This window comes from uncultured Sphingomonas sp. (assembly GCF_964244235.1).
Taxonomy (GTDB): domain Bacteria; phylum Pseudomonadota; class Alphaproteobacteria; order Sphingomonadales; family Sphingomonadaceae; genus Sphingomonas.
The window spans coordinates 54,804-77,597 of sequence record NZ_CAXTII010000001.1 but is presented as its reverse complement, the minus strand read 5'-3'; the positions used below and the strand labels follow the sequence as shown (position 1 = coordinate 77,597).

Here is a 22,794-nt window from a genome sequence, read left to right as displayed (position 1 = left end):
GAAGGGGATTGAGGGGTGGGCGCTCCCTGTCCACAAGCAGCGTCCGTGGTGATAGCGAGCGCCCACCCCCGGCCCCTCCCGCTTGCAGGAGGGAGCAAAGCTAGGAACGCCCATGCCATGACCCACCTCCACGACGCGCTGATCTTCACGCCGAACGATGTCGACCTGTCCCGATCCCCGCTCGCCGGCAAGATCGACGCAGAGACGTATGTGCTCGGCGCGTTCAATCCCGGGCTCACGCGGCTCCCGAGCTGTAATTTGCTCATGATGGTCCGTGTCGCCGAAGCGCTTCGGACGCCGATCGTCGATGGCTATGTCCGATCGATTCGCTGGCAGCAGGGCGAATATAGGCTCGACAGATGGCCACTGGCGCTGGTCGATACCGCCGATCCCCGCACCATCATCATGCGCGGCGGCGGGTGGCGGATCATCGCGTTGACATCGCTGTCCTGGTTGCTGCCGGTCGAACTGGACCCGCAAGGACGGCGCGTCGTCGCTGTCCATTACGACCGTGCGATCGTGCCCCGCGCCTCGTACCAATGCTACGGCGTCGAGGACCCACGGATCACAAAGGTGGAAGACCGGTATCTTATGACGACGTGCTCGGTCAGCCCGGAGCGGCAATGCGCGACGCTCTACACCTCGGCGGACGGTATGGACTGGACGCTGGAGGGGATCGTCCTCGATCACCAGAACAAGGACATGCTGATCTTTTCCGGGCTGATCGGCGGCCGATATTGGGCGCAGACGCGGCCGCTCGGCGACATGTATTTCGCTTACCCGCCGGACAGCAAATGGCGGCCGGGGCCGTCGATCAATCTGGCCCGCTCGCCCGACGCGCTTCATTGGAAACCGCATGAAGCGCCCGGCATCCGCCCTCATGCCGCGACGATCGCAACGGCGCGGATGGGCGGGGGTGCGCCGCCGGTGCTGACCGACCAAGGGTGGCTGACCCTGTGGCACGGGGTCGAACCGTCGGGCGTGATCGGCATCTACCGTACCTATTGGTCGCTGCTCGATCGCGACGATCCGTCGGTGACGCTTCGCGCCGAACACGTGCCGCTGCTCGAGGCCGCGCCTGCGCTGACCGAGCCGCTGAAAGACCTTATGTACATCGACAACGTCGTCTTCACGACCGGGATCGTCGATGGCGGTGACCATTATGTCGTGGCCAGCGGCGAGGCGGACCTGGCCTGCCGAATCACGCATGTCGCGAAGAGCATATTCGGGTAAGTCTTCCCGTTTACGGGGAAGGACTTACGCTATTTCATTTGCTGTGCGATCGACCGCTTCGTCGCCGCGCCATAAGGAGGCTTCAGCCCCGAAAGCTTGCCGATATCGAACCGGCTCTGCTTGAATACGGACTTGACGTGGCTGAACGTCCCCCATCCTCAGGTGCAGCCGATCAGTCCTGCGACCGGCATTATGATCGTGTCATGGCCCGGACGATCGATCCGCAGCGTCGCGTCGGGCACGGTCGCGCCCTGGGTCAGGTCGGCGCGGGCAGTGACCGCCATGTCGAGCGTCGCGATGACGTCACCCAGGGCATATGTCGTAACGCCTGCAAAGCCGTAGCCCCCCACCCCCGACTGCGCGGTGCGCGGATAATCCGCGACGACGCCGTCGATCGACAGGCGAACCGCGGCTGGATCGGCGACCGCCATCGCGACCAGAATCCGCTTTTCCCCGGAACTCCACAGGAACGCGGCGCACCCGGTCGCGGGCAATTGCTGTTTGGGAATCGCGCCGACCGTCACGCCGTTCGCCGCGGCGGCGACCTGCAACGCGAGAAGAAGCGCGATCATGACGCGATCGATATCATGAAGACCCAAGCCGGGTAAGCCGCGATCGCGAGCAGCGTCCCGAGCGGCATCGCCGCATCGCGCGCCATCGCGCGTCCCCGCACACGCTGGAGCAGGACGAAGCCGAGCCCGATCAGGCATCCGACCAGCAGCACCGCGGGCAGTGTCCGCCACCCAAGCCATAGCCCGATCGCCCCCAACAGCTTGGGATCGCCCCCGCCAAGCCCGACCCGGTGCCGAACGAGCCGGTACGCGCGCGCGGTCGCCCATAATAATCCGAACCCCGCGACGCCGCCGATAAGCCGGTCCGCGATCGGCGGATCGAGCCCGGCCCCGCCGCCCGCTAGTCCGATGATCGCCAGCGTACCGGTCAGCCGGTCGGGCAACCAAAACGCCATCACATCCAGCATCGCCAGCGCGATCAGCAACCAGCCGAACACCGCGCCGGCCACGCCCGACCATCCCGGCGCGACGAGGCCTGCCACGACACCTACCGCGAGCGAAGCCAGTTCGATCGCCGGATGACGCGGATCGATCGCCGCCCCGCAATCCCGACACCGCCCCCGCAGCACAGCGTAGCTCAAGACCGGCACGAGATCGCGTGCGCGCACCGGCGCATCGCAGCGGTCGCAGCGCGACCGGCCGCGGATCACCGACCGCCCCGCCGGCCAGCGGATCACGAGCGCGGCCAGGAAACTGCCGACGATCGCCCCAACCCCGCCAAGCAGGATCGCCCAGGCCGCCGCTTCGTTCATTCCTGGCGCGATTGATCCTTGGCTTGCGTGAAATAGCGGTACACCCCGATCAGGTCGATCACCAGCAGCACGACATTCTGTGTGCCGAGCGCCCAGTCGCGGGTCAGCAATCCCCCCGCGATCCAGGCCAATGCCGACACGCAGAACAACACCATGCCCCAACCCGTATCGCGCTTTCCCAGATCGAGCGCGACGATGGTTGCAGCGATCATGCCGGTACCGGCGGCAGCCCATTTCAGCTCAGTGATGATATCCATATGGTCGCCTACGCCCTCGCGCCGGCTTTGTAATTGACCGGGGTCAATCCTAGATGCAGTGCAGCATAAATTTGGGAAAACTTGTCATGGCCACTGATCCTGTCGTCATTCTGTCCTACGCGCGCACCCCGATGGGATCGTTCCAGGGCAGCCTCGCCGGTGCGTCCGCGACCGAATTGGGCGCGACCGCGGTGAAGGCAGCGGTGGAACGCGCCGGGATCGCAACCGACCGGATCGACAAGATCTTCATGGGCAACGTGCTGCCGGCCGGGCTTGGCCAGGCACCTGCGCGGCAGGCGGCGATCGGTGCCGGCCTGCCTACCTCGGTCGAAGCGACGACGGTAAGCAAGGTCTGCGGATCGGGAATGCAAGCGGCGATCTTCGCGCACGACATGCTGGCGGCGGGGTCGGCCGACATCATCGTCGCGGGCGGTATGGAGAGCATGTCGAACGCGCCGTATCTGATGAAGAAGCACCGCGCGGGCGCGCGGATCGGACACGATACCATCTACGACCACATGATGCTCGACGGGCTCGAAGACGCTTACGACGTGGGCCGCGCCATGGGCACTTTTGCCGAGGATACCAGCCGCGAATACCAGTTCACGCGAGCCGCGCAGGACGATTACGCGATCGAGTCGCTGACCCGCGCGCTCGGTGCACAGAAGGGCGGCGCGTTCGACGCCGAGATCGTCGGCGTGACGATCAAGGGGCGCAACGGCGATACCGTCGTATCCGCCGACGAGCAGCCGTCGCGCGGCGACCCCGAGAAGATCCGAAAGCTGAAGGCCGCGTTCGCAAAGGAGGGAACGATCACCGCAGCCTCCTCCTCCTCGATTTCCGATGGCGCCGCGGCGTTGGTGTTTACCCGTGCATCCGTCGCCGAGGCCGAAGGGCTGAAACCCGTCGCCCGCATCGTCGCTCATAGCGCGCACGCCCAGAACCCGGAGCATTTCACCACCGCACCAGTCGGCGCGGTCAGGAAACTGCTCGCCAAGACTGGCTGGACGGTCGACGAGGTCGACCTGTTCGAAATCAACGAGGCGTTCGCATGCGTGCCGATGGCCTGGATGCACGATCTGGGCGTCGATCATGCGAAGGTGAACGTCAACGGTGGCGCGACGGCGCTCGGTCATCCGATCGGCGCATCGGGGGCACGCATCCTGACGACGCTCATCGCCGCGCTGCAACGAACCGGCGGCAAGCGCGGCATTGCCAGCCTGTGTATCGGCGGCGGCGAGGCGACGGCAATGGCAGTGGAACTCATATCCTGATTCGATTCGGCGTGGCCGATGGCCCAAGATGTGGTCGGAAGTGGACGAACCACACGCTACGTCACCGCGGAAATCGCTTCCGGTAAAGAGGCGTTGGCTGAACTGCGACGGGAAGCGAGCATGGATGGCGGCCATCGCGGAAGCGAAGCCGGATTTGGCTGTGTAGGACAGCGGTTTTATCTTCGTCGTGCCGGGACGGGCCCGGCATGACGGCGTCTTGTGAAATCCTATCGCGCAGATAGGCAAAAGCTTCCCTTCACCCCGCCAAAGCATCACCGCTGTTGCGGCACTCCGTTGCGAGGCGCATTTGCAACGACATGGCCACCCTCCTCGATCCCGATGCCCGCGGGCGTGTCATTCTCGTGGGGGCGGGTCCGGGCGATCCCGGGCTCCTGACCGTTCGCGCGGTCGAGGCGATGAAGATCGCCGACGTGGTCGTTCATGACGGGCTGATCGACCCCCGGGTGCTCGATCTCGCGCCGGCTGCCGCGCAGCGGATCTCGGTCGCCAAGCAGCGCGCGCGGCACACGCTGCCGCAGGAGGCGATCAACACGCTGATCGTCGCGCATGTGAAGACCGGCGCGATCGTCGTGCGGCTAAAGGGTGGTGACCCGTTCATTTTCGGGCGCGGCGGCGAGGAGGTGGAGGCGGTGCGCGCAGCCGGATTGCCGGTCGAGGTGATCCCCGGCGTATCGGCTGCGCTCGGCTGCGCGGCGGAGGCGATGTTGCCGCTCACGCATCGCGACCATTCTTCGGCGGTGTCGTTCGTGGCGGGGCAGTGCAAGGGCTTGGCAGATCAGGACTGGTCGGGGCTGGCCGGCCAGGGCCGAACGCTGGTGATCTACATGGGCGTCGCCACCGCGTCCGACATCGCGGACAAGCTCATGGCGGACGGGGTCGCCCCCGACATGCCCGTCGCGGTGCTGGAACGCGGCACGCTGACCGGCAGCCGCGCGCTGCGGACTCTGCTCGCCGACCTCGGCTCCATGGTAGCGCGCGAAGACGTAAAGAGCCCGGCGATCATCGTCGTCGGCGAGGTCGTCGAACTGTCCGACGCGACGGACAAGCTGGCGCGCTGGGCGCGGATCGCCGAGGACGTATCGTGAAGTTGCTGACCGGGAACGACCTGCCGACGGGCGACGTGATCTGGTGGACGGGCAATGGCTGGTCGCGCCATGTCGAGGATTCGGGGGATGTCGGCGTGGACGGCGAACCGGTCGCTCGCGTCGAGGAAGGCGCGCGCCGCGTGACCGGTGCCTATGTGATCGATGCGACCCGGACCCCGGACGGCCCCCGCCCCGCCCACATCAAGGACCGGATCCGCGCGCTCGGGCCGACGGTCCGCCCCGACCTGACGCTGAAGCCTGCCGATCCGGCGGCGGGGAACTGGGTGATATGAGCGTTCTCGAGAATTCCTCCCCGCTCGCGGGGAGGGGAACCAGCGGATCTGGTGAAGGGGGCTTACCGCAAGCGACTCCCTCGTGGATAACCCCCTCCACCATGCTGCGCGCGTGTTCGAGCGAGATCGTGTCCGCCAGACACGATCTTGGCAGGCCGGGAGCCTGCCAAAGCTCGAACACCCTCCCCGTAAACGGGGAGGAATTGAATGTATAAATACGACACCCACGACCAGGCGATCGTGGACGCGCGCGTCCACGAATTCCGCGACCAGGTCGAACGGCGCCTCGCCGGCCAGCTGACCGAGGACCAGTTCAAGCCGCTTCGGCTGATGAACGGCCTCTACCTCCAGCTGCACGCCTATATGCTGCGCGTGGCGATCCCGTACGGTACGCTCGACGGACGCCAGATGCGGATGCTGGGACATATCGCGCGGACGTACGACCGTGGCTATGGCCATTTCACCACGCGGCAGAACATCCAGTACAACTGGATCAAGCTGGAGGACGCGCCCGATATCCTTGCCGATCTGGCGACGGTCGAGATGCACGCCATCCAGACCAGCGGCAATTGCATCCGCAACATCTCGTCTGACCAGTTCGCCGGTGCCGCCGCGGACGAAGTCGCCGATCCGCGGCCCTGGGCGGAGCTGATCCGGCAATGGAGCACCTTTCACCCCGAGTTCAGTTTCCTGCCCCGCAAGTTCAAGATCGCGGTCATCGCGTCCGATGAGGACCGCGCGGCAATGCGACTGCACGATATCGGCATCCAGCTCGTCGAGCGTGCAGATGAAACGGGGAACTCCGTGTTAGGCGCGAAGATCTTCGTCGGCGGCGGCATGGGTCGGACCCCTATGATCGCACCGGAAATCAAGGACTTCGTCACCGCGGATGACCTGATGAGCTATCTGGAAGCCGCCTTGCGCGTCTACAACCGCTACGGCCGGCGCGACAATATCTACAAGGCGCGGATCAAGATCCTGATCCACGAGATCGGCGCGGCGGACTATGCCCGTCAGGTGGAGGAAGAGTTCGTCGCGGTCAAGGCGCTGGGCATCGACCCGCCGGCGGCCGAACTCGCGCGGATCACCGCCTTTTTCGGCGAACCGGCGTTCGAGGCGAGTCTACCCGACGAGATCGATCGCAGCGATCCCGATTTCGCGGTCTGGGTCGATCAGAATGTCCGTCCGCACAAGCAGCCGGGCTACGGTATCGTCACGATCAGCCTGAAACCGGTCGGCGGCATCCCCGGCGACGCGTCCGCGGACCAGATCGACCTGATGGCCGACCTGGCCGAGCGCTACTCGTTCGACGAGCTACGCGTGACGCACAGCCAGAACATCGTGCTGCCGCATGTGCGCAAGGCGGACCTGCACGCGCTGTGGACCGCGCTGTCGACCGCCGGCCTGGCGGAGGCGAACCTCGATCTCATCAGCGACATCATCGCCTGCCCCGGGCTCGATTATTGCAGCCTGGCCAATGCCCGCTCGATCCCCGTCGCGCAGAAGATCGCGACCCGCTTCGCCTCGCCCGAACGCCAGCGCGACCTGGGCGAGCTGAAGCTGAAGATCAGCGGCTGCATCAACGCCTGCGGCCATCATCACGCCGGTCACATCGGCATCCTCGGCGTCGACAAGAAAGGCACCGAAAATTACCAGCTGCTGCTCGGCGGATCGGCAGCGGAGGATGTCAGCCTTGCCCGGATCACCGGCCCCGGCTTCTCGGAGGACGGTATCGTCGATGCGATCGAGCGCGTGACCGACAAATACCTGGTGGTCCGCGAAGAAGGCGAACGCTTTCTGGACACTTATCGCCGCGTCGGGTTCGATATTTTCAAGGCGGCGATTTATGAGTGACGCCGTCGCTATCCTCCGCTTCCGTACCGACGAACCGCATGATGAACCAGCGGTTGTTCTCGACGCGTTTCTCGCCGGCCAGACCGACACCACTGCGGTCGGGCTGGAAGCGGGCGATGATGCGCGTGCATTGCTGCCGTATCTTGGCCGGATCACGCTGATCGAGGTCCGTTTCCCGAGCTTCCGCGACGGCCGCGGCTATTCGGCCGCCAGCATCCTGCGCGAGGGCGGCTATACCGGCGAACTGCGCGCCGCAGGCGATGTGCTGGTCGATCAGATGCTCTTCATGCGCCGCTGCGGCTTCGACAGTTTCGCCCCCGATGCGCCGGTCGATCCGGCAGTCCTGCAACGTAGCATCGACCGCTATGCCGGGAATTACCAACCCGCCGCCGATGGTGCCGTTCCGGTCTGGAGACAGCGACATGGCTAGCGCCGCCGCCCGCGCGCTCGACTTTATCGATGTCGCCCCCGCTTTCACCGCCGACGACGCGGCCGCGCTGGAGGCAGGGTTCGTCGGCGTATCGACGCAGGATATGCTCGCCCAGCTGCTGACCGGCGAACTGGCGGGCCGGGTCGCGGCGGTGTCGTCCTTCGGCGCGGAGTCGGCGGTGCTGCTCCACATGATCGCGCAGATCGACCGCGACGTGCCCGTCATCTTCACCAACACGCAAAAGATGTTCGGCGAGACATTGGCGTACCGTGACGAACTGGCGGAAAAACTGGGCTTCACGGACCTGCGCGTCTACCGCCCCGATCCGCGCCTGCTCGCGGCCAGGGACGCAAGCGGCCTGCGCTGGTCCTACGACCCGGACGGCTGCTGCGACCTGCGCAAGGTCGAACCGCTGCGCCGCGCGCTCGCGCCGTTCGACGCCTGGATCTCGGGCCGGAAGGGCTTCCAGGCGAAGACCCGATCCGCGATCCCGCGGTTCGAGATCGACGAGGGCAAACTAAAGCTGAACCCGCTCGCCGATTGGGACAAGCCTCGGCTCGACGCCTATTTCGACGCACACAAACTGCCGCGCCACCCGCTGGAGGCGCAAGGCTATCGCTCGATCGGCTGCGCGCCCTGCACCAGCAAGGTCCAGCCCGGCGAAGACCCCCGCGCCGGCCGCTGGCGCGGCTGGGACAAGGTGGAATGCGGCATCCACGTGCCGGAACGACCGGGCGAGGAGCCGGTGTTCTGAACCGTGTTCGGATGCGAAACTTGACGCTGTTGAACGGCCGGACCATCTTTGGAAGATGACCTTCGCAGACTTTCCCCGGATCGCAGTCGATCCCGCGATTTGCGGCGGACGGCCCATTGTCGCAGGGACTCGGGTGCGGGTATCCGACGTGCTCGAAATGCTCGCAGCCGGCACTGCACCCGACGAAATCGTCAGGGATTTCCCGTATCTCGCCCATGACGACATCCGTGCCACGCTGGGTTACGCAGCGATGATGGCCGGTCACCCGGTCGTGCTGGCGGCCGAGTGAGGTTCCTGATCGATGCGCAGTTGCCGCCGGCACTCGCGTCGTGGCTCAACGAGCAAGGACATGAGGCAGACCATGTCGCCGATATCGGCCTGCTCGCGGCATCCGACGTGACGATCGCCCTTCATGTGAAGGCAACGGGTTCGATCCTGGTGAGCAAGGATGCCGACTTCGTACTGCTGCGCATGCCCGACCGGTTCCCGTTCGTGTGGATGCGTTGCGGCGATGCTACCAATCGAGCGCTCCAGGCTTGGCTCGCGACGCGCTGGTCACAGGTGATCGACCTGCTCGAAGCGGGCGAACGGTTCGTCGAAGTCCGCTAGCTCAATATTCCGCCAGGTCCGAGAATTTCGTGATCGTCGGGTCGAACTTCATCCGCACCTTGCCCGTCGCACCGTGGCGCTGTTTCGCGACGATCAATTCGGCGAGGCCGTACACGCGCTCCATCTCGCTCGCCCAGGCAGCATGGTCCTCGAAGATTTTCGAATTGTCGCCCTCTACCGGACGCTTGGGTTCCTTCGACGCGACGTAATAATCCTCGCGGTATACGAACCACACCATATCCGCGTCCTGCTCGATCGATCCCGATTCGCGCAGGTCGGACAGCATCGGCGTCTTGTCTTCGCGGCTTTCGACCGCACGGCTCAGCTGCGACAGCGCCAGCACGGGCACGTTCAGGTCCTTCGCCATCGTCTTCAGCCCGCGGCTGATCTCGGAGATTTCCTGGACGCGGTTGCCGTCCTTGTTCCTGCCCGATCCGGTGAGCAGCTGCAGGTAATCGACCACGACGAGCCCGATCTCGTTATCGTGCCGCCGCTGTAGACGCCGGACGCGGGTGTGGAGTGCGCCGATGGTGAGGCCGCCGGTATCGTCGATGAACAGCGGCAGGTTCTCCAGCTCCGCGGCGGCGGCGGCGAGCTGGCCGAACTCGGCGCGGCTGATCTTGCCCATGCGCAGATTTTCCGAGCTGATCCGCGCCTGTTCGGACAGGATGCGCGTCGCGAGCTGGTCCGCCGACATTTCCAGCGAGAAGAATGCGACCTTCGCGCCGACCGAATCGGCTTTCGCGATCCCGTCCGCCATGTCGCGCATCCATCGCCGCGCGGCGTTGAACGCGATGTTGGTAGCGAGCGAGGTCTTGCCCATGCCGGGTCGGCCGGCGAGGATCATCAGATCGCTGTGATGCATGCCGCCGATCTTGGCGTTGATGCTGTCGATGCCGGTCGTGACGCCCGACAGATTGCCGCCCGAATTGAGCGCGCGCTCGGCCATCTTCACCGCGGCGGTCGTCGCCTGGGCGAAGGTCTTGACGCTGCTCTCCGCGCCACCGTCGGCGGAGACCTTGAACAGTTCCTCCTCCGCCAGTTCGATCTGGGCGCGCGGGTTCACCTCCTCCGACGTGTCCATTGCCCGGTCGATCAGCGTACGGCCGACCGACACCAAGGCACGCAGCATCGCCAGATCGTAAATCTGCTGTGCGAACTGGCGCGCACCGATCAGCCCGGCACCGCTGCCCGTCAGCCCGGCGAGATAGGCCGGGCCGCCCAGTTCCTTCATCCCCTCGTCCGCGTCGAACATCGGGCGAAGCGTCACCGGGGTCGCGAGCATGTCGTTGCTGCGAAGCGTCTTGATCGCGGCGAAGACCCGGCCGTGCAGCGGTTCGAAGAAATGCGCCGGCTCCAGCCGGTCGATGACGTCGTCCGCCAACCGGTTGTCGATCATCATCGCGCCGAGCATCGCTGCCTCCGCCTCGACGTTGCGCGGAAGCTGCGGTTCGGGCGCGGCGTGGGCTGGGAATGCGAGAGTAGCCATCCGGTTGCTTCTACGCGGCTCGCCCCGCCGCTCAAGCGTCGTGCGATGGAATGCTGGGGATAAGTGACACGTCCCCGCACCGGCGCTAACGATCCGTGATGGGCGACCCCCGGATCATCGCGATAGACCTCGACGAACGCAGTCTCGGCTGGCGGTCGGCGGATATCGAACAGGAACGGCGGATCGCGATCTTCGACCTGATCGAGGGCAATCATTTCGCGCCGCAGCGTCAGCATGCCGATGGCTATGCGGGGCCGTACCGGATCAAGCTGGAGTCCGAAGAGGGACGGCTTGGCATCCATATGTACCGCGAGGACGGGTCGCATCTGGAGACCCTGGTGCTGGCGCTCGGGCGATTTCGCCGCCCGATCCGCGATTATTTCGCGATTTGCGACAGCTATTTCCAGGCGATCCGTGCCAGCACGCCGCAACAGATCGAGACCGTCGACATGGCGCGGCGGGGTATTCACAACGAAGCCGCCGAACTGCTGAAGGATCGGCTGGCGGGAAAGATCGAGGTCGATTTCGACACCGCACGGCGGCTGTTCACCTTGATCTGCGTCCTCCACATCCGCGGCGACGAAGGCATGCGATGACCGACGAGATCGACCGCCTGATCGACGCGGCGCGTGCCGCCTCGGCCCATGCCCATGCCCCCTATTCGCGCTTCGCGGTCGGTGCCGCGCTGCTGATGGCGGATGGCAGCATCGTGACCGGCGCGAATGTCGAGAACGCAAGCTACGGCCTGTCGCTGTGCGCGGAAACCGTCGCGGTCGCGACCGCCAGCGCGCAGGGGCGGATCGCACAGATCGTCGCGGTAGGGGTCATCGGCGGCGCGATGGACGCGGACGGTCGGGCGACCGGCGACCGACCGGTCAGCCCCTGCGGCCGTTGCCGCCAGGTGCTGAACGAGGCGGCGCAGATGGCGGGGATCGACCTGCCCATCCATTGCGGTGCAGCCGAAGGCGACGCGGTCGCCAGCTACGCCTTGTCGCAATTGCTGCCGGACGCGTTCGGCCCCGCGGATCTGGGCATCGTCTGACCGTGCGAAACCCGGTCGCGAAGACCGGCGAGACCTGCTAACTGTTGCATACCGACACAAGCGCGACGGAGACGAACGATGGGAATGCTCGACGGACTGCTCAGCCAGGTGACCGGGAATGTCGATGTAGACACGCTTGCGGCAAAGGTCGGGCTGACCCCCGATCAGGTCGAACAGGCGATGACCGCGCTCGGCCAGGCACATGGCCAACCCGGCGACACGGTGGCGACGGCCGCGGACAATACGGGGATCGAGCCGAACAAGCTGCAGGACATTGTCAGCCATATCGGCGGCGAGGGCGCATTGGGCCAGTTCGCCGGCCTGCTGGAAGGACAAGAGGGCGGCATCGGCGGGATGCTCGGCGGGTTGAAGTCCAAGCTGTTCGGCTGATCGCCGAGCCGCAGCGCCGGAGGCCATGATGCTCCTTGCCCTGCTGATCCGGACGGCGGACCCGGCGGCATTGATCGCCGGGGAGAAGCTGCGCACCACCGCGGAAACGCGGTGCACCGTCAATCCGGACACGACCGACATTACCGTGTGCGGGCTTCGCCACGCCGACCGGTTCCGCGTGCCCTTCGTGACCCCGACGGTGGCGCGGGGCGACGATGTCGTGGCCGAGCGCGGCAAGCTGCTCCACCGCAATACGCCGATCCAGGACCTCAGCCCGTTTCTGGTGGGTGGCGGGTTGGCTGGCGTGCATGTCGACATAGCATTCGGTCCCGGCAGCGGATCGGGCAAGGTCGATGCGGGCGGTATCCGGCCGATGGCACCGTGACGGCACTTGCGTTGTTCCTCCTGCTCCAGACCGCCGCGTCTCCGACGCCGCCCTTGGCCCCGAAGCAATGGTCGATCCTGCAAGCCCCCTGCGCGGCAGCAAGCGACGATCAGGGCAAGGACATCGTCGTCTGTGGTCATCCCGATGCGATCACGCCGCGCCTGCCGCTGCCGCAGTTCCGCGGGCCGCCCGATCATCCGGTGCCGTCCAACCCCGATCTGTCGGCCGCGGTCGCGCTCGACGGACCATCGGGCAGAGGCGAATGCGGTGCGTATGGCGAAGCCTGCCCCGTCGCGGGGGGCGGGTATGTCGTCCCCAAGCTGGTCGCCGGCGCGATCGATCTCGCGCAGAACGGGTTCAAGAAGCGCCACTACAAGGACAAGGGCGTATCGATCCCGCTCGACGATCCGCCGGCGGACACCGCGGGGCGGTTGCTGCCGTAGATCGCGCCCAATCCGTAATCCTCCCCACCGTCACCCCGGACTTGATCCGGGGTCCATGGTGCCGTGAGCGAAACGACAAGAGCCTCCGACGGCGCGCGCGCCGCCCGATAGACCCCGGATCAAGTCCGGGGTGACGAAGAAGGTTGAGGTGCATTGTACCCCCTTCACCCCAGAATATGCATCCACAACGGCTGTCCCACGACGCTCGGCGACCCGCGAAGTTTCTCCAGTGCCTGCGCGACGCAGCGTTCGGGCCCTTCGTGCGTCACGATGGCGATCAGCACCTGGCCGTCGGTCATGACCCCGCGCTGGATCAGGCTTTCGATCGACACGCCCGCATCGCGCATCGCCGCGGCGATTTCCGCCAGCACGCCGACCCGGTCCGCCACGGCGAAGCGAAGATAGGCGCGCCCGCGCCGGTCGCCGGTGTCGGCGCGCGGCATCGCGGTCAGCGCGGCGACCGGCATCGCGAAGGCCGGCCCATATTCGCCGCGCGCGATGTCGATCAGGTCCGCGACGACCGCCGACGCGGTCGGCCCGTCGCCGGCACCTGCGCCCTGAAACAGCAGGCGACCGACGAAATTGCCCTCCGCCACCACCGCATTCAACGATCCGGTGACATGCGCCAGCGGATGGTCGATCGGCACGAGATGCGGATGGACTCGCTGGAACAGCCCGTACGGCCCCGCCTCCGCGATCCCGAGCAGACGGATCCGGTACCCGAGCGACGCCGCCTCCGCGACATCGGCGGCCATGATGTGACGGATACCGCTCGACACGACATCGGCAAAGGCGGGCCTGGTGCCGAACGCGACGGACGCCAGGATCGCCAGCTTGTGCGCCGCATCGACGCCGTCGATGTCGAAGCCGGGGTCGGCCTCGGCATAGCCCAACGCCTGCGCCTCGTTCAGCACCTCGGCGAAGTCGTGGCCGCCGCCCTTGTCGGCGGGCGCTTCCATCTTCGACAGGATGAAATTGCAGGTGCCGTTCAGGATACCGTAGACGCGCGCGATCTCGTTCGCCGCGGCACCGTCGCGCAGCCCCTTGATGACCGGTATGCCGCCTGCGACCGCCGCCTCGAACGCCAGTGGTGCCCTCCCCGTCTCGGCGGCCGTCGCCAGTTCCATACCGTGATGTGCGATCATCGCCTTGTTGGCGGTAACGAAACCCTTCCCCGCCAACAGCGTCCGCCGCGCCAGCGTCAGCGCGGGGCCGTCCGATCCACCGATCAATTCCACCACCACGTCGACATCGGCGCGGTCCGGCATCGCGGTCGTGTCGTCGACCCAGTCGAAGCGCGACAGATCGACCCCGCGATCCTTCGTCCGGTCCCGCGCCGACACCGCGACGATCTCGATCGACCGCCCCGCCCGCCGGGCAATGAGATCGCGATTGGCGTCGAGCAACCGCACGACACCGCCGCCGACCGTCCCAAGTCCCGCCAATCCGATCCGCAATGCCTCGGTCATGTCTGTCCCCTATCCGTCATGCCAGCGCCTAGCGGACCAAGCGCCGCGCTGTCGACCGGGTAGCGATGGTGCCGATCCTGGCCCGCGGAAGTGGAGGAAGTGGAGGCGTGCCATTGCGCTTTCCACATCGTTCGAAAACAATGGGTTGGGGGCGTGTTGGTGATTGCGCCCTGTTGGGACGCGTCACGACGCGAAGCGAACCGATGGTTTGCGCGATCATCCGCCGGGGCTCGCATGGAAATTCCAACATTGCCAGTGGGGGCAAGGTCGCCCATCTGCCGCCTCGCGACTGCCCGTTGGCCTGCCCGGGCAATGGAGCCCTTACCTCGCCGCCTTCGCCTCGATCGCTTCCCAGATCGTCCCGGTAACATCCATGCCATCGAAGCGTTCGATCGCGACGATGCCGGTCGGTGAGGTCACGTTGATCTCGGTCAGCCACTCGCCGCCGATCACGTCGATGCCGACGAACAAGAGCCCGCGGGCGGCTAGTTCGGGTCCGAGCAGCGCGCAGATCTGTTCCTCCTTCGCGGTCAGCACGGATTTCTCCGCCGATCCGCCGACCGCCAGATTGGAGCGGATTTCGCCTGCCCCCGGCAGCCGGTTGATCGCGCCCGCGACCTTTCCATCGACCAGCACGATCCGCTTGTCGCCCTTCGCCACATCGGGAAGGAACGCCTGCACCATATGCGGCTCGCGCCAGGTCTGGTTGAAGACTTCCATCAGTGCGGACAGGTTCTCGCCCTCGGGCCCAACCTTGAAGATCGCCTTGCCGCCGTTGCCGTGCAGCGGCTTGATGACGATCGCGCCGTGTTCCTTCAGGAACGCCCGCGTCTCGTCCAGGCTTCGGGTGACCAGCGTCGGCGGCATGAACTGCGGGTAATCGAGAACGAAGACCTTCTCCGGCGCGTTGCGGACGCTGGCGGGATCGTTGACCACCAATGTCCGGTGCGCGATCCGCTCGAGCAGATGCGTCGCGGTGATGTAGCCAAGGTCGAACGGCGGGTCCTGCCGCATCAGCACGACGTCGACGTCGTCGCCAAGATCCAGGCTGACGGGGTTGCCGAACGTGAAGTGATCGCCCTCGACCCGCTGCACCCTCACAGGATGCGCGCGAGTCCACACCCGGCCGTCGCGATAGTTCAGGTCTTCGGCACCGTAATGGAACAGCCGGTGACCGCGCGCCTGCGCGGACAGCATCAGTGCGAAGGTGGAGTCGCCCGCGATGTTGAGGTCTTCGAGCGGGTCCATCTGGACGGCGACGGTTAACGGCATGATGGTCCTCGGTTTCGCGTGCAGTTAGGCAATGCCACTCGCATGTCACGGCGTCCTATCCCGTTCGTTGCGCGCCAGGCAGGGGGGTTTCGGCTTCATGGCATCCACGCATTCTCGATATGCCGCGGCCGTGTGCCCGGTGCGAGCAGGATCACGTCGATGCGGATGTCCTCCCCCGCCCCGGCATAGCACGGCATCAGATATTCCGCCGCCGCGGCCACCCGCGCAAGCCGGCGTTCGTCGATCGCGAAATCCAGTTCGGCGGCGGTGGCGCGCGCCTTCACCTCCACGAACGCGACCAGGCCGCCGCGCTTGGCGACGATATCGACCTCCCCGGCGGGCGTCCGGACGCGGCGATCGAGGATCTGCCAGCCCTTGAGCCGTAACCACCACCCCGCCATCCGCTCGCCGCGCCGGCCTGCGGCTTCGGCGACGCGGCGCTCGCCTGTCCCCCGCGTCCTCATCCCTTCATCGCCAGCGCGCGGGCGTATAGCGTCTTGCGATCGAGCCCGAGCCGCTTGGCGACCTCGCCCGCCGCCCTGGCCGCGGGCAGCCGGGTCAGCGCTTCCGCGAGGGCCGCGTCGCCGTCCTCGGCGCTGGCGGGGGCTGCCTCGCCCGGCGGCGCGACGACGATCACGACCTCTCCGCGCGGCGGCACATCGGCGTAGCGCGCGGCGAGCGTCGATAGCGTCCCCGTCACCGCCTCTTCGAACTTCTTGGTGATCTCGCGAGTCACCGCCGCCTCGCGGTCGCCCAGTCCCTCGGCCAGCGCGGACAGGCACGCCGCCGTCCGTGGTCCGGACTCGTAGAACACCAGCGTCGCACGGATGCCCGCTACCTCCGCGATCGCATCGGCGCGCGCCTTGGCCTTGCTCGGCAGGAACCCGACGAACAGGAACCGGTCGGTCGGCAACCCCGCCAGCGTCAGCGCGGCGACCGCGGCGCAGGGCCCCGGGATCGTCACCACCGCATGCCCCGCCGCGCGCGCGTCGCGCACCAGCTTGTAGCCGGGATCGGAGATCAGCGGCGTCCCGGCGTCCGACACCAGCGCGACCGCCTGCGTCGCCATCCGCGCGATCAGCCCGGGGCGCATCCCTTCCGCATTGTGATCGTGGTACGGCAGCATCGGCCGCTTGACGCCGATATGGCGGAGCAGCCCGGCGGTCACCCGGCTGTCCTCCACTGCGATGATATCCGCGCGCGACAATATGTCGGCGGCGCGCGGGCTCAGATCGCCAAGATTGCCGATCGGGGTCGCGACGATGTAGAGGCCTGGCCCAAGAGACTTGGAATCGAGCGGGTTCATAGGGGCGACCATGGCAGAGCAGCGGACGATAGCACAGTCGCGTTCGAAACGACGGACGGGGCGATGGATCGCCCTGGCGGCAGCGTGCCTGCTCGGCGCGTGTCAGACGGTCGTCCCGCGCGGCGCGGTGGAGGCACCCGAGCGTCGGGCCCCGCGCCTGCCGACCGCGCAGCCCGGCGAAGGCGTCGCGACCGGTATCCCGCTGGATACGCAGCGCAACCGGGTAGCGCTGCTGGTGCCGCTGTCGGGTGCGAATGCCGGTGTCGGCCAGTCGATCGCGAACGCGACGATGCTCGCGTTGCTCGACACGCAGAACGAGAAGGTCCGGATCACCAATTACGATACCGCAACGGGCGCAGCGGATGCGGCGCAGCACGCGCTCGCGGACGGTGCGCAGCTGATCCTGGGGCCGTTGCTGGCCGACGATGTCCGCGCGGTCGCACCGATCGCACACGCGGTGGGCGTACCGGTCATCAGCTTTTCCAACGATGGCGGCGTCGCGGGTAGCGGCACCTATGTGATGGGATATGTCCCGTCGCAATCGGTCGATCGGGTCGTCGGTTATGCGCGCGGACGCGGCGTCACCGCCTTTGCCGCCCTGGTCCCAAACGGGCTTTACGGCCAGCGCGCGTCGACCGCGTTCCTCCGCTCGGTCGAGGGCGCGCGCGGGCAAGTGGTGTCGCTGGAGACCTATGGCCACGCGACCGGCGGGATCGCCGCGGCGGCAGGCAAGCTGGCGGCGAAGGCCCCCTATGGCGCGGTTCTCGTTGCGGACTCGGGTGCGACCGCCGCGCTCGCCGCGCCCACGCTTCGCAAGCAGAGCGGCCCGTCGATGCATGTGCTCGGCACCGAATTGTGGAACGCGGAAAACGGAATCGCCGCGAAGCCTGCGCTGACCGGCGCGTGGTTCGCCAGCGTCGCGGACACGCTGTACCGCCAATATGCCGCCAAATATCGCGTACGGTTCGGCACCTCGCCCTACCGCCTGTCGAGCCTGGGCTATGACGCGGTCTTGTTGACGGTCCGGATCGCCCGCGACTGGCGCGCGGGGTCGCCTTTCCCGGAGGCGCGTCTGCGTGACCAGGGCGGATTTGCCGGGCTGGACGGCGCGTTCCGCTTCGGACGCGACGACATCGCCGAACGCGCGCTGGAAGTGCAGGAAATCCGCGCCGGCGGGCCGGTGGTGGTGTCGCCCGCGCCGAGCGGGTTCGGAGGGCGGTAGCAGGCAGGCGATTTAGACCAGCACCTCCGCGCTCATCACGATCTCCGGCAGGATCGCATCGAGCAACAGCGCCCCCGCCTCCGTCACGCGCAGCCAGCCCCCTGCGCACACGATGAGCCCGAGGGTCGCGAGCCGCGCCACCCCGGCGGCGTCCACCGGCGCTGCACCGCCCGCCAGCCGCGCGATCCGCGTCAGATCGACGCCCTCGCGCAGCCGCAACCCCATCAGCAGCGCCTCGGTCGCGCGGTCGTGCGGGGTCAGCGAGTCCTCCGTTTCCAGGCCGTGGCCGTTGCGATCCACCGCGGCCAGCCAGTTCTCCGGCTTCCTGCGCCGCACCGTCGCCATGCCCAGCCGCCGGCCATGCGCGCCCGGCCCGACACCGGCATAGTCGCCATAGCGCCAATAGGTCAGGTTATGCCGGCTCTCGGCACCCGACCGCGCGTGGTTCGAGGTCTCGTATGCAGGCAGCCCCGCCGCCGCGGTCATCGCGCGTGTCGCCTCGAACAGATCGGCGGCCGAATCGCCGTCCGGGACCCTGATCCGCCCCGCCGCCGCTTCCGTCGCGAAGCGGGTGCCGGGTTCGATCGTCAACTGGTACAACGACAGATGCTCGGTCCCGAACGACAGCGCGCGATCCAGTTCCGCCTCCCATGCCGCCAACCGCTGCCCCGGAAGCGCATAGATCAGGTCGAAGCTCACTCGCGCGAACGCCGTCTGCGCGGTTGCGAGCGCGGCCAGCCCTTCGTCCACGCCATGTGCCCGCCCGAGGAAGCGAAGCGCGTCGTCGTCAAGCGACTGCAGCCCCAGCGACACCCGGTTGACCCCCGCACCCGCCAGATCGGCGAAGCGCGCCGCCTCGACCGAGGACGGATTTGCCTCCAGCGTGATCTCGACATCCCCCGCCATGCGCCAATGCCCCGCCGCGGCGTCGATCACCGCCGCGACCGTCTCGGGCGGCATCAGCGATGGCGTGCCGCCGCCGAAGAAGATCGACCCCAATGTGCGCCCCGGCAGCATCGCCGCCTCGTGGCGCAGGTCCGCCAGCAATGCCGCACGCCACGCCGCCTGGTCCACCGCGGCGCGGACGTGACTGTTGAAATCGCAATAGGGGCATTTGGAAACGCAGAACGGCCAGTGCACATAGAGCGCGAACGGTTTGTCCGGCGATGGTGTTTGGCTGCGGTTCATGCGCGGTCGCTATGCCCCTCCGCAGCAGCCGAAGGAAGAGCGATGGCAGGAAGCGACGCACGCGAACTCGGTCTGCTCGCCGCCGCCGTCGCGATCGCAGGCGGCGTGCTTGCCGGGTGCGCGGCCGGGCCGCCGCGCATAATCGAACGCCGGACGAGCGATGCGCCGGCCGCGCGCGGAGCCGGGCTGCTCCGACAGGCGATGCTGAACGACCAGAACGCCGCGCGCGCCGCGGCCGGCGCATCACCGCTCATATGGAACGACATGCTCGCCGCCGATGCGCTGTCCTATGCCCGCACGCTCGCGAAGACCGGTCGCTTCCAGCATGCCGACCAGCCGCAGGGAACAGGTCGCGAGGGCGAGAATCTGTGGACCGGCACGCGCGGGGCCTATGCCTATGACGAGATGGTCGGGCATTGGGTCGCGGAGAAGGAGGACGTCGTCGACCTGCCGGTGCCCGCCTCCAGCCGCACCGGGCGGTTCGGCGATGTCGGGCATTATACGCAGATCGTGTGGCGTGCGACGACCGAAATCGGCTGCGCGCTCGCGAGCAACGCCACCGACGATTATCTCGTGTGCCGCTATTCCCCGCCGGGGAATATCGCAGGCCTGCGGGATTTTTGACCCTTGTTCGGGCTGATCGCGGTGCATACGTTCAGCGGAGCTGATTTTGTTATTCGCGAGGATGGGGGATGTCGGCTTTCGCCGGAGTTATCTAGATTTATCGCGTCGCTTATTTTATAAGTTCGGCGCATTCTTAGATAGCCGTAGCTTAGAGTATTCTATAGATACACTTAAAAGCATATGCTCCTCACGCCGACTTTAGATAATCAATCATGGCATGAAGATCTAGTTTTTTGAGCTCAGCGACGATGGCGCGCTTTTGTTGCGCATTGTTTCTTTCAAACCAAACCTTTGTATTAGCGCGACCATCCCAAAAGGTTGCAGGCAACATAGAGATTACATCCTTAGCACTTGATTTATACCCCCAGTTGCAGATATTACAGAGAAACAGAATTTCGCCACGTAATCTGAGAGTAGGAATATAAAATACATCCTGTTTAAGATATTTTCTTTTCACAACCTCTCTGTGATTGTTTCCACAATGGGTGCAATTCCTTATGCGTCCAATACCTAAAGTTATATATCCCTGCTCCGTATACATCATGAACGTAATCTCCTAGCCATGGAGGATGTAATCGGCTCGTAATGAATACATATTGGACATTTCAAAGCATAATACGTCTTAGTAGGAAAAACGTTTATAAAGCCGCATAATACGATACCTTCCCTATCATATACCGCTCTAAAGCCCACGTTGTTGTGACAGCGCGGGCATGGCTTATAGACCGTTTTAGACGAAGGCTGCTCTTTCCATTTTGGATCAGAGGCAATCTATCCCGACATGCTATAGACCTTTCATATGGCGTATCCTGGGCGTACCTCAGGACTCTGACATGGGAATATTTACAAACAGTATGTAAGGGGCCAGGCGCTCGCCCAATCCGTCAATCGATAGAAAGTGTCGTCCAAATCGAAGTTATCTTAACCACCGGGCCTTCGCCGGCGAGGGGGTGGGACGGAAGAAAGTCACGCCCCCAGCATCCGGATGATCCCCGAAAAATCGGTGCCGCCTTTCCCCGTCGCGGCGAACGCCTCGTACAATTCGGTCGCGCGCTCCCCAATCGGCGCGGCGAAGCCTGCGTCCTTCGCCGCCGCCATCGCAAGCCGCAGGTCCTTCAGCATCAGCGCCGCCGCGAAGCCGCCCTGATAGTCGTGGTCCGCGGGCGTATCCGGCCCGATGCCCGGCAATGGCGCATAGCTGGTCATCGACCAGCTCTGCCCGGACGAGACGCTGGAGATATCGTAGAATTTCTGCGGATCGAGCCCGAGTTTCTGCGCCAGCAGGAACGCCTCGCATGTCGCGACCATCGTCGCACCGAGCAGCATGTTGTTGCAGATCTTCGCCGCCTGCCCCGCACCGCTCAGCCCGGCATGGATCACCGCCTTGCCCATGTCGGCGAGGTAGGGCTCGGCGCGGTCGAACCCGTCGTTGCTGCCGCCGACCATGAAGGTCAGCGTCCCCGCCGCTGCTGCACCGATCCCGCCCGATACGGGAGCATCGACCGCGGTCAGCCCCTTGGTCCGCGCCGCTTCGGCGACGCGCTTTGCGGTGGCGACGTCGATCGTCGAACAATCGATCAGGATCGCGGACGGCCTGGCGATACCGAAGACGCTGTCGGTATAGACCTGTTCGACATGCGTGCCCGCGGGCAGCATCGTGACGACGGCTTCCGCCCCATCCGCCGCCTCGGTGGCGCTGGCGACGGACAAGCACCCCGCCGCCTCCGCCTTGTCGAGCGCCTCCGCCGACAGGTCGAACGCGCGGACATCGTGCCCTTTCTTCGCCAGATTCGCGGCCATCCCGCCGCCCATATTGCCCAGACCGATGAAACCGACGCGTGCCATATCTCTCTCCTTTTTTCTCCCCTCCCGCTTGCTGGAGGGGTCGGGGGTAGGCGCTCGCTCACCGCGGGTGGGGACGCTGGCCGAAGCGCCTTTCCACCCGTGCCGCTTGCCGATAGCGAGCGCCCACCCCCCAGCCCCCTCCCGTAAACGGGAGGGGGCGCTACCTTACTTCCCCGTCCACACCCCAGCGCGCTTCTCCACGAACGCCGCCATCCCCTCGCCCTGGTCCGCACTCCCGAACAGCCCGTGGAACAGCCGCCGCTCGAACTGCACGCCCATCGCCAGACCCGTCTCGAACGCCGCCGTCACCATTTCCTTGTTCGCCAGCACCGCGAGCGGGGCCATGCCGGCGATAGTGGCGGCGGTCTTCACCGCCTCATCGACCAGATCGTCGGCGGGGACAATGCGGCTGACCAGCCCGGCGCGTTCGGCCTCGGCGGCGTCCATCATCCGGCCGGTCAGGCACATCTCCATTGCCTTCGCCTTGCCGACCGCGCGGGTCAGCCGCTGCGATCCGCCCATGCCGGGGGCGACCGCCAGCTTGATCTCGGGCTGGCCGAACTTCGCGGTATCCGCTGCCAGGATGAAGTCGCACATCATCGCCAGCTCGCACCCGCCGCCAAGCGCATAGCCCGCGACCGCGGCGATGACGGGCTTGCGCGTCTTCGCGAACCGGTCCCATCCGGCAAAGAAATCCGCGCCGTACATTTCGGCGAACCCCCGCGCCTGCATCTCCTTGATGTCCGCGCCCGCCGCAAACGCCTTCGTGCTGCCCGTCAGCACCGCGCAGCCCTGCGCGGGGTCCGCATCGAATGCGGCGAAGGCGGCGAGCAGGTCGGCCAGGACCTGGCTGTTCAGGGCGTTGAGCGCCTGCGGGCGGTTGAGCGTGACCAGCGTCACGCGGTCGCGCTGTTCGACGAGGATGGTTTCGTAGGTGGGCATCGGCTCTCCTTGTGTCCCCGCGAAGACGGGGACCCAGACTGGG

At 66.2% G+C, this 22,794-nt stretch carries 28 protein-coding genes; 16 read left to right on the top strand and 12 right to left on the bottom strand.

What is annotated here, in order from left to right; all coding sequences use genetic code 11:
• Positions 1 to 117 precede the first annotated feature (117 nt).
• Positions 118 to 1,233 carry a glycosidase gene (locus ACFE7D_RS00430; RefSeq protein WP_375393457.1) on the top strand — a complete coding sequence of 372 codons (1,116 nt, stop codon included), beginning with the start codon at positions 118 to 120 and terminating at the stop codon, positions 1,231 to 1,233.
• Between the two features lie 158 nt (positions 1,234 to 1,391).
• Here ACFE7D_RS00430 and ACFE7D_RS00425 read toward each other — a convergent pair whose 3' ends face one another.
• The 3 genes from ACFE7D_RS00425 to ACFE7D_RS00415 are packed head-to-tail and all read right to left on the bottom strand — an operon-like array spanning position 1,392 to position 2,814.
• A complete protein-coding gene (locus ACFE7D_RS00425) occupies positions 1,392 to 1,805 on the bottom strand; it encodes a hypothetical protein (protein WP_375393456.1) in 414 nt (137 codons plus the stop codon).
• On the bottom strand, positions 1,802 to 2,557 hold the full coding sequence (locus tag ACFE7D_RS00420; protein WP_375393455.1) for a prepilin peptidase: 756 nt from the start codon (positions 2,555 to 2,557) through the stop codon (positions 1,802 to 1,804). Before ACFE7D_RS00420 ends, ACFE7D_RS00425 begins: the two co-directional genes overlap by 4 nt.
• A complete protein-coding gene (locus ACFE7D_RS00415) occupies positions 2,554 to 2,814 on the bottom strand; it encodes a hypothetical protein (RefSeq protein ID WP_375393454.1) in 261 nt (86 codons plus the stop codon). The genes ACFE7D_RS00420 and ACFE7D_RS00415 overlap by 4 nt, the downstream gene beginning before the upstream one ends.
• Before the next feature lie 86 nt (positions 2,815 to 2,900).
• Between ACFE7D_RS00415 and ACFE7D_RS00410 the strand changes: the two genes are divergently transcribed.
• The 8 genes from ACFE7D_RS00410 to ACFE7D_RS00375 all read left to right on the top strand — a co-directional run bounded on the left by ACFE7D_RS00410 (position 2,901) and on the right by ACFE7D_RS00375 (position 9,134).
• On the top strand, positions 2,901 to 4,088 hold the full coding sequence (locus ACFE7D_RS00410) for an acetyl-CoA C-acyltransferase (RefSeq protein WP_375393453.1): 1,188 nt from the start codon (positions 2,901 to 2,903) through the stop codon (positions 4,086 to 4,088).
• A gap of 317 nt (positions 4,089 to 4,405) precedes the next feature.
• Positions 4,406 to 5,194 carry a uroporphyrinogen-III C-methyltransferase gene (gene cobA / locus ACFE7D_RS00405; protein WP_375393452.1) on the top strand — a complete coding sequence of 263 codons (789 nt, stop codon included), beginning with the start codon at positions 4,406 to 4,408 and terminating at the stop codon, positions 5,192 to 5,194.
• A complete protein-coding gene (locus ACFE7D_RS00400) occupies positions 5,191 to 5,487 on the top strand; it encodes a DUF2849 domain-containing protein (protein WP_375393451.1) in 297 nt (98 codons plus the stop codon). The genes cobA and ACFE7D_RS00400 overlap by 4 nt, the downstream gene beginning before the upstream one ends.
• A gap of 207 nt (positions 5,488 to 5,694) precedes the next feature.
• Positions 5,695 to 7,341, top strand: a complete 1,647-nt coding sequence (locus ACFE7D_RS00395; protein ID WP_375393450.1) for a nitrite/sulfite reductase — start codon at positions 5,695 to 5,697, stop codon at positions 7,339 to 7,341.
• Complete coding sequence (locus tag ACFE7D_RS00390; RefSeq protein ID WP_375393449.1) at positions 7,334 to 7,771, top strand: DUF934 domain-containing protein; 438 nt, start codon at positions 7,334 to 7,336, stop codon at positions 7,769 to 7,771. Before ACFE7D_RS00395 ends, ACFE7D_RS00390 begins: the two co-directional genes overlap by 8 nt.
• On the top strand, positions 7,764 to 8,525 hold the full coding sequence (locus ACFE7D_RS00385) for a phosphoadenylyl-sulfate reductase (protein WP_375393448.1): 762 nt from the start codon (positions 7,764 to 7,766) through the stop codon (positions 8,523 to 8,525). The genes ACFE7D_RS00390 and ACFE7D_RS00385 overlap by 8 nt, the downstream gene beginning before the upstream one ends.
• A 55-nt stretch (positions 8,526 to 8,580) precedes the next feature.
• Positions 8,581 to 8,814, top strand: a complete 234-nt coding sequence (locus ACFE7D_RS00380) for a DUF433 domain-containing protein (protein ID WP_375393447.1) — start codon at positions 8,581 to 8,583, stop codon at positions 8,812 to 8,814.
• On the top strand, positions 8,811 to 9,134 hold the full coding sequence (locus ACFE7D_RS00375; protein ID WP_375393446.1) for a DUF5615 family PIN-like protein: 324 nt from the start codon (positions 8,811 to 8,813) through the stop codon (positions 9,132 to 9,134). Before ACFE7D_RS00380 ends, ACFE7D_RS00375 begins: the two co-directional genes overlap by 4 nt.
• A 1-nt stretch (position 9,135) precedes the next feature.
• On the opposite strand, the gene ACFE7D_RS00370 is transcribed toward ACFE7D_RS00375, so the two are convergent.
• On the bottom strand, positions 9,136 to 10,623 hold the full coding sequence (locus tag ACFE7D_RS00370; protein WP_375393445.1) for a replicative DNA helicase: 1,488 nt from the start codon (positions 10,621 to 10,623) through the stop codon (positions 9,136 to 9,138).
• A 98-nt stretch (positions 10,624 to 10,721) separates the two neighbouring features.
• On the opposite strand from ACFE7D_RS00370, the gene ACFE7D_RS00365 reads away from it, so the two are divergent.
• From ACFE7D_RS00365 to ACFE7D_RS00345, 5 genes are all read left to right on the top strand, one after another.
• Entirely contained in the window at positions 10,722 to 11,219 is a 498-nt protein-coding gene (locus ACFE7D_RS00365; RefSeq protein WP_174285936.1) for a UPF0262 family protein, read from the top strand.
• Positions 11,216 to 11,665, top strand: coding sequence for a cytidine deaminase (locus ACFE7D_RS00360; RefSeq protein ID WP_375393444.1), 450 nt, complete (start codon positions 11,216 to 11,218; stop codon positions 11,663 to 11,665). The genes ACFE7D_RS00365 and ACFE7D_RS00360 overlap by 4 nt, the downstream gene beginning before the upstream one ends.
• A 78-nt stretch (positions 11,666 to 11,743) precedes the next feature.
• Entirely contained in the window at positions 11,744 to 12,055 is a 312-nt protein-coding gene (locus ACFE7D_RS00355; protein WP_375393443.1) for a hypothetical protein, read from the top strand.
• A 28-nt stretch (positions 12,056 to 12,083) separates the two neighbouring features.
• On the top strand, positions 12,084 to 12,440 hold the full coding sequence (locus tag ACFE7D_RS00350) for a hypothetical protein (RefSeq protein ID WP_375393442.1): 357 nt from the start codon (positions 12,084 to 12,086) through the stop codon (positions 12,438 to 12,440).
• A complete protein-coding gene (locus tag ACFE7D_RS00345; RefSeq protein ID WP_375393441.1) occupies positions 12,437 to 12,883 on the top strand; it encodes a hypothetical protein in 447 nt (148 codons plus the stop codon). Before ACFE7D_RS00350 ends, ACFE7D_RS00345 begins: the two co-directional genes overlap by 4 nt.
• Positions 12,884 to 13,047: 164 nt before the next feature.
• On the opposite strand, the gene ACFE7D_RS00340 is transcribed toward ACFE7D_RS00345, so the two are convergent.
• The 4 genes from ACFE7D_RS00340 to rsmI form a co-directional block, all read right to left on the bottom strand.
• The gene (locus ACFE7D_RS00340) at positions 13,048 to 14,352 is read right to left on the bottom strand and encodes a homoserine dehydrogenase (RefSeq protein WP_375393440.1); all 1,305 of its coding nucleotides are present in this window, start codon (positions 14,350 to 14,352) and stop codon (positions 13,048 to 13,050) included.
• A gap of 321 nt (positions 14,353 to 14,673) precedes the next feature.
• Positions 14,674 to 15,624, bottom strand: coding sequence for a glutathione synthase (gene gshB, locus ACFE7D_RS00335; RefSeq protein WP_375393439.1), 951 nt, complete (start codon positions 15,622 to 15,624; stop codon positions 14,674 to 14,676).
• Between the two features lie 95 nt (positions 15,625 to 15,719).
• Positions 15,720 to 16,088: a YraN family protein gene (locus tag ACFE7D_RS00330; RefSeq protein ID WP_375393438.1), complete on the bottom strand. Its 369-nt coding sequence runs from the start codon at positions 16,086 to 16,088 to the stop codon at positions 15,720 to 15,722.
• A complete protein-coding gene (gene rsmI, locus ACFE7D_RS00325) occupies positions 16,085 to 16,930 on the bottom strand; it encodes a 16S rRNA (cytidine(1402)-2'-O)-methyltransferase (RefSeq protein ID WP_375393437.1) in 846 nt (281 codons plus the stop codon). The genes ACFE7D_RS00330 and rsmI overlap by 4 nt, the downstream gene beginning before the upstream one ends.
• Positions 16,931 to 16,940: 10 nt before the next feature.
• Between rsmI and ACFE7D_RS00320 the strand changes: the two genes are divergently transcribed.
• Positions 16,941 to 18,152 (top strand): penicillin-binding protein activator, encoded by a 1,212-nt coding sequence (locus tag ACFE7D_RS00320; protein WP_375393436.1) that lies wholly within the window; start codon positions 16,941 to 16,943, stop codon positions 18,150 to 18,152.
• 12 nt (positions 18,153 to 18,164) lie between these two features.
• On the opposite strand, the gene hemW is transcribed toward ACFE7D_RS00320, so the two are convergent.
• Positions 18,165 to 19,340, bottom strand: a complete 1,176-nt coding sequence (gene hemW / locus ACFE7D_RS00315) for a radical SAM family heme chaperone HemW (RefSeq protein ID WP_375393435.1) — start codon at positions 19,338 to 19,340, stop codon at positions 18,165 to 18,167.
• A 42-nt stretch (positions 19,341 to 19,382) separates the two neighbouring features.
• Here hemW and ACFE7D_RS00310 point away from each other — a divergent pair, with 42 nt between their 5' ends.
• Positions 19,383 to 19,964, top strand: coding sequence for a CAP domain-containing protein (locus ACFE7D_RS00310; protein WP_375393434.1), 582 nt, complete (start codon positions 19,383 to 19,385; stop codon positions 19,962 to 19,964).
• 187 nt (positions 19,965 to 20,151) lie between these two features.
• Here ACFE7D_RS00310 and ACFE7D_RS00305 read toward each other — a convergent pair whose 3' ends face one another.
• The 3 genes from ACFE7D_RS00305 to ACFE7D_RS00295 all read right to left on the bottom strand — a co-directional run bounded on the left by ACFE7D_RS00305 (position 20,152) and on the right by ACFE7D_RS00295 (position 22,751).
• On the bottom strand, positions 20,152 to 20,508 hold the full coding sequence (locus ACFE7D_RS00305) for a hypothetical protein (protein ID WP_375393433.1): 357 nt from the start codon (positions 20,506 to 20,508) through the stop codon (positions 20,152 to 20,154).
• A 422-nt stretch (positions 20,509 to 20,930) separates the two neighbouring features.
• A complete protein-coding gene (gene mmsB, locus ACFE7D_RS00300; protein WP_375393464.1) occupies positions 20,931 to 21,923 on the bottom strand; it encodes a 3-hydroxyisobutyrate dehydrogenase in 993 nt (330 codons plus the stop codon).
• 51 nt (positions 21,924 to 21,974) lie between these two features.
• Positions 21,975 to 22,751, bottom strand: coding sequence for an enoyl-CoA hydratase (locus tag ACFE7D_RS00295; RefSeq protein ID WP_375393432.1), 777 nt, complete (start codon positions 22,749 to 22,751; stop codon positions 21,975 to 21,977).
• Between the last annotated feature and the right edge of the window lie 43 nt (positions 22,752 to 22,794).

Excerpts from the sequence above, each read along its gene's own strand:
- ACFE7D_RS00430 (WP_375393457.1), top strand. The coding sequence starts at position 118 with ATGACCCACCTCCACGACGCGCTGATCTTCACGCCGAACGATGTCGAC.
- ACFE7D_RS00425 (WP_375393456.1), bottom strand. The coding sequence starts at position 1,805 with ATGATCGCGCTTCTTCTCGCGTTGCAGGTCGCCGCCGCGGCGAACGGC.
- ACFE7D_RS00420 (WP_375393455.1), bottom strand. The coding sequence starts at position 2,557 with ATGAACGAAGCGGCGGCCTGGGCGATCCTGCTTGGCGGGGTTGGGGCG.
- ACFE7D_RS00415 (WP_375393454.1), bottom strand. The coding sequence starts at position 2,814 with ATGGATATCATCACTGAGCTGAAATGGGCTGCCGCCGGTACCGGCATG.
- ACFE7D_RS00410 (WP_375393453.1), top strand. The coding sequence starts at position 2,901 with ATGGCCACTGATCCTGTCGTCATTCTGTCCTACGCGCGCACCCCGATG.
- cobA (WP_375393452.1), top strand. The coding sequence starts at position 4,406 with ATGGCCACCCTCCTCGATCCCGATGCCCGCGGGCGTGTCATTCTCGTG.
- ACFE7D_RS00395 (WP_375393450.1), top strand. The coding sequence starts at position 5,695 with ATGTATAAATACGACACCCACGACCAGGCGATCGTGGACGCGCGCGTC.
- ACFE7D_RS00390 (WP_375393449.1), top strand. The coding sequence starts at position 7,334 with ATGAGTGACGCCGTCGCTATCCTCCGCTTCCGTACCGACGAACCGCAT.
- ACFE7D_RS00385 (WP_375393448.1), top strand. The coding sequence starts at position 7,764 with ATGGCTAGCGCCGCCGCCCGCGCGCTCGACTTTATCGATGTCGCCCCC.
- ACFE7D_RS00380 (WP_375393447.1), top strand. The coding sequence starts at position 8,581 with ATGACCTTCGCAGACTTTCCCCGGATCGCAGTCGATCCCGCGATTTGC.
- ACFE7D_RS00370 (WP_375393445.1), bottom strand. The coding sequence starts at position 10,623 with ATGGCTACTCTCGCATTCCCAGCCCACGCCGCGCCCGAACCGCAGCTT.
- ACFE7D_RS00365 (WP_174285936.1), top strand. The coding sequence starts at position 10,722 with ATGGGCGACCCCCGGATCATCGCGATAGACCTCGACGAACGCAGTCTC.
- ACFE7D_RS00360 (WP_375393444.1), top strand. The coding sequence starts at position 11,216 with ATGACCGACGAGATCGACCGCCTGATCGACGCGGCGCGTGCCGCCTCG.
- ACFE7D_RS00355 (WP_375393443.1), top strand. The coding sequence starts at position 11,744 with ATGGGAATGCTCGACGGACTGCTCAGCCAGGTGACCGGGAATGTCGAT.
- ACFE7D_RS00350 (WP_375393442.1), top strand. The coding sequence starts at position 12,084 with ATGCTCCTTGCCCTGCTGATCCGGACGGCGGACCCGGCGGCATTGATC.
- ACFE7D_RS00340 (WP_375393440.1), bottom strand. The coding sequence starts at position 14,352 with ATGACCGAGGCATTGCGGATCGGATTGGCGGGACTTGGGACGGTCGGC.
- gshB (WP_375393439.1), bottom strand. The coding sequence starts at position 15,624 with ATGCCGTTAACCGTCGCCGTCCAGATGGACCCGCTCGAAGACCTCAAC.
- ACFE7D_RS00330 (WP_375393438.1), bottom strand. The coding sequence starts at position 16,088 with ATGAGGACGCGGGGGACAGGCGAGCGCCGCGTCGCCGAAGCCGCAGGC.
- rsmI (WP_375393437.1), bottom strand. The coding sequence starts at position 16,930 with ATGAACCCGCTCGATTCCAAGTCTCTTGGGCCAGGCCTCTACATCGTC.
- ACFE7D_RS00320 (WP_375393436.1), top strand. The coding sequence starts at position 16,941 with ATGGCAGAGCAGCGGACGATAGCACAGTCGCGTTCGAAACGACGGACG.
- hemW (WP_375393435.1), bottom strand. The coding sequence starts at position 19,340 with ATGAACCGCAGCCAAACACCATCGCCGGACAAACCGTTCGCGCTCTAT.
- ACFE7D_RS00310 (WP_375393434.1), top strand. The coding sequence starts at position 19,383 with ATGGCAGGAAGCGACGCACGCGAACTCGGTCTGCTCGCCGCCGCCGTC.
- ACFE7D_RS00305 (WP_375393433.1), bottom strand. The coding sequence starts at position 20,508 with ATGATGTATACGGAGCAGGGATATATAACTTTAGGTATTGGACGCATA.
- ACFE7D_RS00295 (WP_375393432.1), bottom strand. The coding sequence starts at position 22,751 with ATGCCCACCTACGAAACCATCCTCGTCGAACAGCGCGACCGCGTGACG.